The following is a 13125-nucleotide window of genomic DNA, read 5'->3' as shown; positions in this document are numbered from 1 at the left end:
AAAGTGTAACCCATGTGTCCGGTACATTTTGTCACCTATGTCTCGGGCCGCTCACTCGCTTCGCGAGCTTCGGCTGGGCAGGCCAGCCAGAAACTTCATTGACGAGAAGTGAGGGAAGGCTGCCGCGCTGAAGCCGTTGGGCGAAGGCGGGCTTTGGGCCGCAGGCTACGCTACGGCTCGGCACGCCAGCCCCTCAATCCCCCGGCCTCCCCGGCAGCAGTGGCACCGCGTCGATCCACACCGCAGCCGACCGGCACCAGATCTGCCTGACGGGGCGCAATTTGTCGCGCTGGCGGATCGAGCCCCAGCGGATGCCCCAATCGTCGGCCTCCTCGCCCTCCCCGCTGGTGAACAGCGGGGAACCGCAGTCGGCACAGAAGTGCTGGAAGCGCATCCGTCCATTGTCACCGCGCTTTCCGTAGACCTTGGGCGTGCCGCTGGTGAGCTTGACGTCAGCAGCGGTGCAGATGGCTGTCACCCGGAACGGCGAGCCCGTGAGGGTCTGGCAGTCGCGGCAGTGGCAGACTGACACTGCCTCGGGATCGATCTCGGCCTCATAGCTGATCTTGCCGCAGTGGCACTGCCCGTCGACCTGCATCACCATCCCCTTCCCGAAAATAAAAACGGCGCCCGAAGGCGCCGTTTTATCATGTTTTTGAAGCTGCGATCTCAGTGAGCGGTCAGGCCGCCGGCGGCCTCATCCCCGTCGGGCTTCACGGTCACCTTGGTATCCTCTTCCCAGACGATCGGCACAGGCTTCTTCACCAGCGCCTTGGCGATGACGTCGTCGAGACGCGAGACCGGGATGATCTCCATGCCGCCCTTGATCGCATCGGAAATCTCCGTGAGATCCTTGGCGTTGTCCTCGGGGATCAGCACCGTCTTGATGCCGCCGCGGGCCGCAGCCAGCAGCTTCTCCTTCAGGCCGCCGATCGGCAGCACGCGACCGCGCAGCGTGATCTCGCCGGTCATCGCGACATCGTGGCGGACCGGGATGCCGGTCATGACCGAGATGATCGCGGTGGCCATGGCCACGCCCGCCGATGGACCGTCCTTCGGCGTCGCACCCTCGGGCACGTGCACGTGGATGTCGCGCCGGTCGAACAGCGGCGGCTCGACGCCGTAGTTGATCGCCCGCGAGCGGACATAGGATGCCGCCGCCGAGATCGATTCCTTCATGACGTCGCGCAAGTTGCCGGTGACCGTCATCTTGCCCTTGCCGGGCATCATGACGCCTTCGATGGTTAAAAGCTCGCCGCCGACATCGGTCCACGCCAGGCCCGTCACGATACCGACCTGCGCCTCGCTCTCAATCTCGCCGAAGCGGTACTTCGGCACGCCGAGCAACTCTTCCAGGGTCTTCTCGGTGACCTTGACCGACTTCTTCTTGGAGATCATCAGCTCCTTCACCGCCTTGCGGGCGAGTGTGGAGAGCTCACGCTCCAGATTGCGCACGCCCGCTTCGCGGGTGTAGCGCCGGATCAGAAGCAGCAACGCATCGTCGTCGATCGAGAATTCCTTGGAGTCCAGGCCATGCTTGGACACCGCGTTCGGGATCAGGTGCTTGCGCGCGATCTCGACCTTCTCGTTCTCGGTGTAGCCTGCGATCCGGATGATCTCCATGCGATCCATCAGCGGGCCGGGAATATTGAGCGTATTCGCGGTCGTGATGAACATGACGTTCGACAGATCGTAGTCGACCTCCAGATAGTGGTCGGCAAACGTCCCGTTCTGCTCGGGGTCGAGCACCTCGAGCAAGGCCGAGGACGGATCGCCGCGGAAGTCGGCGCCCATCTTGTCGATCTCGTCCAGCAGAAACAGCGGATTGGACGACTTCGCCTTCCGCATCGACTGGATGATCTTGCCGGGCATCGAGCCGATATAGGTGCGCCGGTGACCGCGGATCTCGGCCTCGTCGCGCACGCCGCCGAGCGACACGCGCACGAACTCGCGCCCCGTCGCCTTCGCGATCGACTTGCCGAGCGAGGTCTTGCCGACACCGGGAGGTCCGACGAGGCACAGGATCGGTCCGGTCAGCTTGTTGGCGCGCGACTGCACCGCGAGATACTCGACGATACGTTCCTTGACCTTCTCGAGACCGTAGTGATCGGAGTCCAGGATGGCCTGCGCCTGCTCCAGGTCCTTCTTCACCTTGGACTTCTTGTTCCACGGGATCGACAGAAGCCAATCCAGATAATTGCGCACGACGGTCGCTTCCGCGGACATCGGCGACATCTGGCGCAGCTTCTTCAATTCATGCTGCGCCTTGTCGCGGGCTTCCTTGGAGAGCTTGGTCTTGGCGATCTTCTCTTCGAGATCGGCGAGCTCGTCGCGACCGTCGTCGTCGCCGAGCTCCTTCTGGATCGCCTTCATCTGCTCGTTGAGATAATACTCGCGCTGGGTCTTCTCCATCTGGCGCTTGACGCGTGAGCGGATGCGCTTCTCGACCTGCAGCACAGAGATCTCGCTCTCCATCAGGCCCAGCACCTTCTCCAGGCGCGTGGTGACGGACAGCGTCTCCAGGATGCCCTGCCGATCCGCGATCTTGACCGCAAGATGCGAGGCAACGGTGTCGGCGAGCTTGGCGAAATCGGTGATCGCCTGCACGACGCCGACGACCTCCGCCGAGATCTTCTTGTTGAGCTTCACATAGCTCTCGAAGTCGGACACGACGGAGCGCGCCAGCGCCTCCGCCTCGACCGACTTCGCATCGGTGTCGGCGAGCGCAACGGCGGAGGCCTCATAATAGTCGGCGCGATCGGTGTATTTTGACACGCGTGCACGCTCGAGCCCCTCGACCAGCACCTTCACGGTGCCATCAGGGAGCTTCAAGAGCTGCAGCACGCTGGCAAGCGTACCGGTCTCGTAAATGGCATCGGGCGCCGGATCATCGTCGGACGCGTTTTTCTGCGTCGCGAGCATGATCAGCGCATCGTTCTTCATCACCTCTTCGAGCGCGCGGATCGACTTCTCGCGACCGACGAAGAGCGGAACGATCATGTGCGGGAAGACGACGATATCGCGCAGCGGCAACACGGGATAGGCGTGCGTCTCGCCATGGACGATGGTTGGCCGGGGTTTTGGATTAGTCATGGCCTTTTCCTTTTGCTTTGCCCCCTCGCACGCAGCCCGCATCTGGTGCGCAACCGCCACAAGGTGCCGAGATGATCCGCAAAACCGGTCTACCCTTCTGAGGTTGGACCGGGCTTGCCGGATCGAAACTGAGGCGAATCTTGAACAGAATTCTCGCTCGCCGCGGACATTAGGTGGCTATCGACCGGGGGGGTGTCAAGTCATTGAAAAACACGCGCCATCAGGCGCTTACGCAACGAGCAAGCGACGCAATTCCGGCTGCGGAGGAGATGTCCGCAGCCGCTACTATCAAGGACGGCAGGAAGCGTTCCAGCGCCGAGGAATCAGGCGCTGGCGTTCTCGACCGCGCGATCGGTCCGATCGGCGTAGATGTAGAGCGGACGCGCCGTGCCTTCCACAACTTCGCGGGAAATCACGACTTCTTCCACACCTTCCAGGCCCGGCAGGTCGAACATGGTCTCGAGCAGGATGGCTTCCAGGATCGAACGCAGACCACGCGCGCCGGTCTTGCGTTCGATCGCCTTGCGGGCAACCGCGCCAAGCGCCTCGTCGGCGAAGGTCAGCTCGATGTTCTCCATCTCGAACAGCCGCTGGTACTGTTTCACCAGCGCGTTCTTCGGCTCGGTGAGGATCTTCTTCAGCGAGGTCTCGTCCAGATCCTCGAGCGTCGCCACGACCGGCAAACGACCGACGAATTCGGGGATGAGGCCGTACTTCAAGAGATCCTCTGGCTCGACGTGACGGAAGATCTCGCCGGTCCGGCGATCTTCCGGCGCCATCACCTGGGCGGCAAAACCGATCGAGGTCGACCGACCGCGCGCCGAGATGATCTTCTCGAGGCCGGCGAACGCACCGCCGCAGATGAACAGGATGTTGGTGGTATCCACCTGCAGGAATTCCTGCTGCGGATGCTTGCGGCCGCCCTGGGGCGGGACCGAAGCCACCGTGCCTTCCATGATCTTCAGCAGCGCCTGCTGCACGCCCTCACCCGACACGTCGCGCGTGATCGAGGGATTGTCGGACTTGCGACTGATCTTGTCGATTTCGTCGATGTAGACGATGCCGCGCTGAGCGCGCTCGACATTGTAGTCGGCAGCCTGGAGCAGCTTCAGGATGATGTTCTCGACGTCCTCACCGACATAGCCGGCTTCGGTCAGCGTGGTCGCATCCGCCATGGTGAACGGCACGTCCAGGATGCGGGCGAGCGTCTGCGCGAGCAGCGTCTTGCCCGAGCCGGTCGGACCGATCAGCAGGATGTTCGACTTCGCGAGCTCGACGTCGTTGTGCTTGGTCTGGTGGTTGAGGCGCTTGTAGTGATTGTGCACCGCGACCGAGAGGACCTTCTTCGCATGGCTCTGGCCGATGACGTAGTCGTCGAGGACCTTGCAGATTTCCTTCGGCGTCGGAATGCCGTCGCGCGACTTGACCAGCGAGGACTTGTTCTCCTCGCGGATGATGTCCATGCAGAGCTCGACGCACTCGTCGCAGATGAAGACCGTGGGACCCGCGATCAGTTTGCGGACTTCGTGCTGGCTCTTGCCGCAGAACGAGCAATATAGCGTGTTCTTGGAGTCGCTCGTGCCGACCTTACTCATTCATGTCTCCGTCCGCCGTTCGATCCCGTCCGCTCGATCGTCCCATCCCGAAACGTTGGCGGGTAAGGGATTCAAATAGAGCAAATTCCGTACCAAAAAAGACCCTACGCGTTACATCCCGTGCGAATCAGGGTCACTCGATTCTCCGCGATCATAGCCGATCAATCGTAGCCAACCATGCTGTCACCCGACTATCAAGAATTCGCTAATCGGGGGGCGCCGGCTACCCGTTACAATACCGTGATTTCAGGTCTTGGCACGGGCGAAGTGACCGAAATCACCCCGACGTTGCTGGATTACCACGAAAAAACGAGCACGAAAGCGGAACTTTCGGCTTGTCGCAGGGCGCAAAACGGCTTTTTGCGCCCTCGCGAACGCGTTCCCGACATGAACGCGGTGCTGACGATCCCCGCTGATTGCGGCGATCGCTCTCGCAGTCCCAGTCCTGCTACGGGGCCTTTGCAGGCGCGGCCTCTTCGGCGCGCTTGTCGATGACCTTGTCGACCAGACCGAACTCCTTGGCGTCGTTCGCGGTCAGGAACTTGTCGCGTTCCAGCGCATCCTCGATCGACTTGTAGGTCTGGCCCGTGTGCTTCACGTAGATCTCGTTGAGCCGCTTCTTCAGGTTCAGGATTTCCTGCGCGTGCAGCATGATGTCGGTAGCCTGGCCCTGGAAGCCGCCGGAGGGCTGGTGAACCATGATGCGCGCGTTCGGCAGCGAGAAGCGCATGTCCTTCTCGCCGGCGGCGAGCAGCAGGGAACCCATCGAAGCCGCCTGGCCAGTGCACAGCGTCGAGACCGGCGGGCGGATGAACTGCATGGTGTCGTAGATCGCAAGGCCCGATGTCACCACGCCGCCCGGCGAGTTGATGTACATCGAGATTTCCTTCTTCGGATTTTCCGCCTCAAGGAACAACAGCTGCGCGACGATCAGCGTCGACATGCCGTCCTCGACCGGTCCCGTGACGAAGATGATGCGCTCTTTCAACAGGCGCGAGAAAATGTCGTAGGCGCGCTCGCCACGGTTGGTCTGCTCGACCACCATGGGCACGAGGTTCATGTAGGTTTCAACCGGATCGCGCATGAGTCACCTAGGGTTTTAGAGGCGGACATCGCCAGTCCTGGCTGCAGTCTTGGCTGCCGTCTTGGCTGCCGGTCGGACTGGATGTGCCTGAAGGCCGATGGACGTCCCGTGATGCAGGAAGTTGGTAGAGGTAGAACGCGTAGGTACCGACAGATATAGCGCAATTCGCGGCAGACAAGTGCGGCGCGAATTAAGGCTTAATCCACCGAGCCCGTTGCGGCACTTGAAGCTGATTCTCGCAAAAAGGCCCAGCCGGCCATCTGGCTAGCTGGGCCCGTTCGCTGATCATCCTTAATAGAAAACTGCGTCAAAGCCTTCAGACTGCAGTCTTTTCCTCGTCGTCCTTGTACAGGTCCTCGCGCGAGACCTTCTTCTCGGTCACGTTGGCAAGCTCGAGGATGAAATCGACGACCTTGTCCTCATAGATCGGTGCGCGAAGCTGGGCCAAGGCCTGGGCATTGTTGCGATAGAAGTCCCAGACTTCCTTCTCGCGGCCCGGCATCTGGCGCGCACGCTCGATCACCGCGCGGCCGACTTCGTCGTCGGTGACGGTAATCTTGTTCTTCTCGCCGATCTCAGAGAGCACGAGGCCGAGACGGACACGGCGGTCGGCGATCTTGCGGTACTCTTCCTTGGCCGCCTCTTCAGTGGTGTTCTCGTCGGCGAAAGTCTTGCCGGCGGAATCCATCTCGGCCTTGACCGAGTTCCACATCAGGTTGAACTCCTCCTCGACGAGCGAGGACGGCGCCTCGAAGCGATGCGCCTCATCGAGACGATCGAGCAGCGCACGCTTGACGCGCTGGCGCGTCGCACCGGCGAACTCGGCAGCCAGGCGCTCGCGCGCAGCTTCCTTCAGCTTGTCCAGCGATTCCAGGCCGAGCGTCTTGGCGAACTCGTCGTCGATGGTGATGTCCTGCGGCGCTTCGATCAGCGTCGCGGTGGTCTCGAACTCGGCCGGCTGGCCGGCGAGCTTCTCGCTCATGTAATTCTTGGGGAACGAGACCTTCAGCGTGCGCGTCTCATTCGCCCCAATGCCGATCAGCTGCTCCTCGAAGCCCGGAATGAAGCTGTTGGAGCCGATCACGACCTGGATGCCCTCACCGGTGCCGCCCTCGAAGGCTTCGCCGTTGATGGTTCCTTTGAAGTTGATGGTGACGCGGTCGCCGGAAGCGGCCTTCTCGCCTTCGGCCTTGGCGGCATAGGTGCGGTTGCTGTCAGCGATGCGCTTGATCGCCTCGTCGACGTCCGAATCGGACACGTCGGCGACGGGCTTCTCGACCTGGAAGGTCTTGAAGTCGGCGAGCGAAATGGCGGGCACCACTTCGATCGCAACCGTGTAGGTCAGATCGGTCTTGCCGTTCAGCAGCTCCTCGACCTCGGCCTTCTCGGTCGGCATCGTGATCTTCGGCTCGGTCGCGAGCTTGAAGCCGCGCTCGGAGAACAGCTGGGTGTTGGTGTCGCGGATGGTCTGGTCGATGGTCTCGGCCATCACCGAGCGGCCATAGACCTTCTTGAGGTGAGTGACCGGCACCTTGCCGGGACGGAAGCCGTTGAGGCGTACCTTGTCCTTGAGGTCGACGAGCTTGGCGCCAGCCTTGGCGTCGAGATCAGACGCGGGAACGCTGATCTTGAACTCGTGCTTCAAACCTTCCGAGAGGGTTTCTGTGACCTGCATGGCGTCCAATCTTCTTCTCGTTCGGCCCCGGCACACTAACCGCGTCGGGACGCTGTCATTAATCGATCCAGCGCGAGGCAAACCCCTCAACGCCGGTGGTTCATCGAGCCCAGCCCCCGACGGAAAACTTTCCGAACGGGAGCCAAAGGCCCCTCAGTAATCCGTGCAAACGCGATAAGCGCTTGGTGCGGGCGGAGGGACTCGAACCCCCACAACTTTCGTCACTGGAACCTAAATCCAGCGCGTCTACCAGTTCCGCCACGCCCGCGTGAATTGCATCAACACCGGCCGCGATGCCGCGGGCGGCCGGGCTTATAGCATGTGCCCGACTGTTCGCAGCAAAAAAATGGCCTGATGGAGGCAGCCTTCAAGTAGGTACGACGGCTGGACTTATCCAGCGCCGCGTGATCCGGATCGAGCCATGAAACCGCGGATTTTTACCCCTGATCGGCGACAGGTTTTGGCCGGGCTGGCAGCCTCGCTCGGAGCCCCGGCGGCCGGGTTCATGGCCGGTGGCGCGGCCCCGCTCCCGACCGCCCAGGTCCTTCTCCAAGCCAGGCCCACAACTCTGGATCTGAGGCCGGGTCAGCCGGCTACAGCGATCTGGGAGCTTGCTGCCGCAAGCCATACCGGGGGCGTCCATCTCAAGCGCGGCGACCTCTGCGAAGTGGTGTTTCAAAACAACCTGCCTGTGCCGCTTGCGCCAGACTGGTACGGCCTAAGCGGCGCAGCCGCAGCCGACCCCCAGCGGGGGCGCGCCCCCACCGCTCCAGGGACCACGGAAACATCAACGATTTCGATATCATCAGCAGGAACCCTGCTGACTGACTTCCGGCTGTTCGAAGACGGACTGAAGCAGCCCGCCCGGCCACTTCCGATCATCGCTGAGGAGACAGGGCTCGTTACTGTTGATCGCGACGAGGTCCTGCTGATCGAGGAATGGCGCCTGCGGCCGGATGGTACCGCGGTCCCGGCGGGCCAGGATCCGAAGGACACCACGGCGCTCTACACGATCAACGGGCAGACTTCATTCGAACTATCAGCCTCGGGCAACCAGCGGCTGCGGTTGCGCTTTATCAATGGCTCGCAACGCTCTGTTCTGGCGATCAAATTGGAGGGCCACGAAGTCCGGGTCATGGCCCTGGACGGCCAGCCGGCCGAACCGTTCCCGGCACGCAACGGCGTCCTCGTGCTGGCTCCCGGCGCAAGAGCCGATGCTTTTGTGGATACGACCAGATCGGCCCAATTCCTGCTACATAATGGCAAGGAGGCGCGCCGGATTGGGACCCTCGCGCTCACCGGCTGGTTGGAACGGCGGGCGCCTCTCCTGCCCCCGCGGCCGCTGCCCCCGAACGATCTGCCCGAAAGGCTCGACCTCAAAGGGGCCCTGCGGCTGGATGTCGCGCTCGGCGCACCCGACACCGGATGGGCGCGGACAGCCGACTTTTCCACCGCCCCTGCCCCCGCCTTCCGCACCCAAGCCGGCCGCACCGTCGTGCTCGCCTTGAAGAACCCGGCCCCCGTCGCCACCGTATTCTCTCTGCGCGGCCACCATTTCCGCCTGCTCGACAAGCTCGACGACGGCTGGAAGCCCTACTGGCTCGACACGCTCGCCATCGAGCCCGGCCAGACCGAGCGCATTGCCTTTGCCGCGACCTCGCCGGGGCGCTGGCCGATCGAATCCGTCGTGACCGATTGGTCCGCACCGCGGCTGGTGCGCTGGTACGGGGTGGAGTGAGAGATCAATACTCGATCCCGAGCGCGTTATAGATCCGCCGGTGCACGGCCGGCAGGGTCTCGGTGAGATCTTCCGCGATCAGTCCCGGCCCTGCTTCGCTGGCCGCTTCACCGTGCATCCACACCCCGATGCTGGCGGCCTCGAAGGCCGGTACGCCCTGCGCCAGGAGCCCTGCGATGATGCCGGAGAGCACGTCGCCGGCGCCGGCGGTGGCGAGCCAGGGCGGCGCGTTAGCGGCGATGGTGACGCGGCCGTCGGGCGCGGCGACGGTGGTGTCGGGGCCCTTCAGCAGCACGACGGCGGCGGAGCGTTCAGCGGCAGCACGCACGCGCTCAAGCTTCGAGCGGCCCGGGGTCTTGTTGCTGAGATCGGAGAACAGCCGCGGAAACTCGCCCTCGTGTGGGGTCAGCACCACGGCTGTGTCCTGCGACGACTTGATCGATTCAAATAGCCGCTCCGGCTTTGCGGCAAAGCTCGTGAGCGCGTCAGCGTCGAGCACCAGATGCCGCTGCGCGGTGAGCGCGGTGTGGACCATGTCGCAGGTGCGCTCGCCAACACCCGCGCCGGGCCCGATCATGCACGTGTTGTACCTGATGTCTCCAAGCAGCTCTCCGAACTCGATCGCGGTGTCCACGGGGCGAACCATCACGGCTGTCAGCGCACTTGCGTTGATCGCAAGCGCATCGCGCGGGGTCGCGAGCGTCACCAGGCCCGCGCCGGCGCGCAAGCTCCCTCGGGCAGCAAGCCGTGCCGCGCCGGTCGCAGCGGCATCGCCCGATACCGCAAGCACGTGGCCGCGCGCATATTTGTGGCCATCAACACGCGGCACCGGGAAAGCGGCGCCCCAGAAATCCGGATCGTTCTCAAAAATCTTCGGCGCGATCTCGTCGAGCACCTGCGCGTCGATCCCGATATCGGCAACGCGGACGCGGCCGCAATGCATGCGGCCCGGCAACAGGAGATGCGCGGGCTTCTTGCGAAAGAAGGTGACGGTCTCGGTCGCGTTCACCGCGACGCCCATCACCGCCGCGCTGGTGCCGTTGATGCCGCTCGGCAGATCGACTGCAAGCACGGGCGCGCCATTAGCGTTGATGGCTTCGATCATCGCGCGCGCCTCGCCGTCAACAGGGCGGCTGAGGCCGGCGCCGAACAGTGCATCGATGATCAGCGCCGGCTTTCCGATCGCCTGCGGATTGAACGGCAGCACCGGATGCTTCCAGCCGCGCGCAGCCGAGGCCGCATCGGCCTGGAGCTGGTCGCGCTCGCACATCAGGATGACCGAGACCTCGCGCCCTTGCGCAGCGAGCTCGGCGGCTGCGACAAAACCGTCGCCGCCATTGTTGCCGGGACCGGCGACGATCAGGATCGGCCCCTCCTCCACCAGCGCATTGGCGGCCTCCGCAACCGCCTGGCCCGCGCTCAGCATCAGCTTGAAGCCGGGCGTGCCTGCCGTAATGCTGAGCTGGTCAGCCCGCTGCATCTCAGCGTTGGTCAGTACTTCCATGCCACTTCCCTGGTCCAAACGCCCTTTCAACAGGCACGTCCTGTGCCCACACACCCAACGGAACAAATGATTGCACAGATATTGAACCGTTTGCCTATTTCGTAGCCTGCGGTATTTTGAGCCGGCCGGCCCCACCTATCAGAGATGCACGTTAAAAGGCTGATAACGCTCCAATATCCAGGGCATTTGCAACTTGGCATAGACCCTGCTTTCGAGGAAGCCGCTTCGGTTCGTCGTGCTCACTGGCATCTTCTGGGTGTGGCCGGCCGTTGTTGCCGGGCTGGTCAGGTCCCGGCATGACGAAGACAAATCGTGCGTGAGACAAGCGCATCCTGACGACGACGTTGCTATTTGATCGAAATGCCGGGAGGCGCGCAGTGAAGAAAATCGAAGCCATCATCAAGCCATTCAAGCTCGACGAGGTGAAGGAAGCGCTTCAGGAAGTTGGTCTCCAGGGCATTACCGTAACCGAGGCCAAGGGCTTTGGCCGCCAGAAGGGCCACGCCGAGCTGTATCGCGGCGCAGAGTACATCGTCGATTTCCTGCCCAAGGTGAAAATCGAGATCGTGATCGGCGACGACCTGGTCGAGCGCGCGATCGACGCGATCCGCCGCGCCGCGCAAACCGGGCGCATCGGCGACGGCAAGATTTTCGTCTCCAATATCGAAGAGGCGATCCGCATCCGAACCGGCGAATCCGGGCTGGACGCTATCTGAGCCGGGTGCTATCTCGCATTTTGCGACACTCTGACAAGAAATAAGGCTGCTTCGGCGGCCTGATTTCGTTTGTGCGCTCGCGCAAAAACTCGCCGAAAGCGAGAATAATTTTGCTCATCTGGAAACCGACCCGCAGAGCCAAAAGGGGTATGCATGAAGACCGCCAAAGACGTCCTGAAATCGATCAAGGACAACGACGTCAAATACGTCGACCTGCGCTTCACCGATCCGCGCGGCAAGTGGCAGCACGTGACCTTCGACGTCACCATGATCGAAGAGGACACGTTCGCCGAGGGCGTGATGTTCGACGGTTCCTCGATCGCGGGCTGGAAGGCGATCAATGAGTCCGACATGTGCCTGATGCCCGATCCGGTCACGGCCACGATCGACCCGTTCTTCGCCGAGACCACCATGGTCATCGTCTGCGACGTCCTCGAGCCGACCACCGGCGAGCCCTACAACCGCGACCCCCGCGGCATCGCCAAGAAGGCCGAGGCCATGGTGAAGTCGATGGGCGTGGGCGACACCGTGTTCGTTGGTCCCGAAGCCGAGTTCTTCGTGTTCGACGACGTGCGCTATTCGTCCGATCCCTACAAGACCGGTTTCCGGCTCGATTCCTCGGAGTTCCCGACCAACTCCGACACCGAATATGAAGGCGGCAATCTCGGCCACCGCATCCGCACCAAGATGGGCTACTTCCCGGTGCCGCCACAGGATTCCGTGCAGGACATGCGCTCGGAGATGCTGGGTGCCATGGCCAAGATGGGCGTGAAGGTCGAGAAGCATCACCACGAGGTTGCCTCGGCCCAGCACGAGCTCGGCATGAAGTTCGACACGCTGACGCTGATGGCCGACCATCTGCAGATCTACAAATACTGCATCCATCAGGTCGCGCACATCTACGGCAAGACCGCCACCTTCATGCCGAAGCCGGTCTATGGCGACAACGGCTCGGGCATGCACGTGCACCAGTCGATCTGGAAGGACGGCAAGCCGGTGTTCGCGGGCAACAAGTACTCCGACCTGTCGGAGACCTGCCTGTCCTACATCGCAGGCATCATCAAGCACGCCAAGGCGATCAACGCCTTCACCAACCCGACGACCAACTCCTACAAACGTCTGGTCCCGGGCTATGAGGCGCCGGTGCTGCTCGCCTATTCCGCGCGCAACCGCTCGGCCTCCTGCCGCATCCCCTACACCGCTTCGCCGAAGGCCAAGCGCGTCGAGGTGCGCTTCCCCGATCCGCTCGCCAATCCCTATCTCGGCTTCGCCGCAATGCTGATGGCCGGCCTCGACGGCGTAAAGAACAAGCTCGATCCGGGCCCGGCAATGGACAAGGACCTTTACGATCTGCCGAAGGAAGAGCTGAAGGCGATCCCGACCGTGTGCGGCTCGCTCCGCGAGGCGCTGGAAAACCTCGACAAGGACCGCGGCTTCCTCAAGAACGGCGGCGTGTTCGACGACGACTTCATCGACGCTTACATCGAACTGAAGATGACCGAAGTCGCCCGCTTCGAGATGACCCCGCACCCGGTCGAATTCGAGATGTACTATTCGGGCTGAGCGGCTCGAGATCACGACACGCAAAAGGCGCCCTTCGGGGCGCCTTTTTTGTTTGGAGACCATCAGCCTTCGTTCTGCATCTGACTCCATTTCGTTCTCAAAGAACGAATCGGAATCGCGAAAATCAGCATGCACCAATTCCTGATAATTGGTTTAT

9 protein-coding genes and 1 tRNA gene are annotated in these 13125 nt (G+C 62.5%); 3 read left to right on the top strand and 7 right to left on the bottom strand.

The window, feature by feature from the left end:
* Positions 1-193: 193 nt before the first annotated feature.
* The 6 genes from HYH07_RS27155 to HYH07_RS27130 all read right to left on the bottom strand — a co-directional run bounded on the left by HYH07_RS27155 (position 194) and on the right by HYH07_RS27130 (position 7715).
* Positions 194-598, bottom strand: a complete 405-nt coding sequence (locus HYH07_RS27155; RefSeq protein ID WP_220005364.1) for a GFA family protein — start codon at positions 596-598, stop codon at positions 194-196.
* Positions 599-669: 71 nt separating this feature from the next.
* A complete protein-coding gene (gene lon / locus HYH07_RS27150; protein WP_220005358.1) occupies positions 670-3093 on the bottom strand; it encodes an endopeptidase La in 2424 nt (807 codons plus the stop codon).
* Positions 3094-3416: 323 nt separating this feature from the next.
* On the bottom strand, positions 3417-4688 hold the full coding sequence (clpX, locus tag HYH07_RS27145) for an ATP-dependent Clp protease ATP-binding subunit ClpX (protein ID WP_018642420.1): 1272 nt from the start codon (positions 4686-4688) through the stop codon (positions 3417-3419).
* 448 nt (positions 4689-5136) lie between these two features.
* Positions 5137-5772, bottom strand: a complete 636-nt coding sequence (locus tag HYH07_RS27140) for an ATP-dependent Clp protease proteolytic subunit (RefSeq protein ID WP_128926031.1) — start codon at positions 5770-5772, stop codon at positions 5137-5139.
* A 316-nt stretch (positions 5773-6088) separates the two neighbouring features.
* On the bottom strand, positions 6089-7447 hold the full coding sequence (tig, locus tag HYH07_RS27135; RefSeq protein ID WP_220005357.1) for a trigger factor: 1359 nt from the start codon (positions 7445-7447) through the stop codon (positions 6089-6091).
* A gap of 183 nt (positions 7448-7630) precedes the next feature.
* A tRNA-Leu gene (locus tag HYH07_RS27130) sits at positions 7631-7715 on the bottom strand.
* 153 nt (positions 7716-7868) lie between these two features.
* Between HYH07_RS27130 and HYH07_RS27125 the strand changes: the two genes are divergently transcribed.
* The gene (locus HYH07_RS27125) at positions 7869-9185 is read left to right on the top strand and encodes a multicopper oxidase domain-containing protein (protein ID WP_220005356.1); all 1317 of its coding nucleotides are present in this window, start codon (positions 7869-7871) and stop codon (positions 9183-9185) included.
* Between the two features lie 4 nt (positions 9186-9189).
* On the opposite strand, the gene HYH07_RS27120 is transcribed toward HYH07_RS27125, so the two are convergent.
* Entirely contained in the window at positions 9190-10689 is a 1500-nt protein-coding gene (locus tag HYH07_RS27120) for an NAD(P)H-hydrate dehydratase (RefSeq protein WP_220005355.1), read from the bottom strand.
* Positions 10690-11066: 377 nt separating this feature from the next.
* Here HYH07_RS27120 and HYH07_RS27115 point away from each other — a divergent pair, with 377 nt between their 5' ends.
* Together HYH07_RS27115 and glnA are read left to right on the top strand one after the other, a co-directional pair.
* On the top strand, positions 11067-11405 hold the full coding sequence (locus HYH07_RS27115; RefSeq protein WP_007603495.1) for a P-II family nitrogen regulator: 339 nt from the start codon (positions 11067-11069) through the stop codon (positions 11403-11405).
* A gap of 153 nt (positions 11406-11558) precedes the next feature.
* Complete coding sequence (gene glnA, locus HYH07_RS27110) at positions 11559-12968, top strand: type I glutamate--ammonia ligase (protein WP_057756260.1); 1410 nt, start codon at positions 11559-11561, stop codon at positions 12966-12968.
* Positions 12969-13125: the final 157 nt, after the last annotated feature.

The sequence above is a fragment of the Bradyrhizobium sp. BR 10261 genome (assembly GCF_019455395.1).
Lineage (GTDB): Bacteria > Pseudomonadota > Alphaproteobacteria > Rhizobiales > Xanthobacteraceae > Bradyrhizobium > Bradyrhizobium manausense.
The sequence above is the reverse complement of the archived record's forward strand: the minus strand, read 5'-3'. Positions and strand labels throughout refer to the sequence as shown.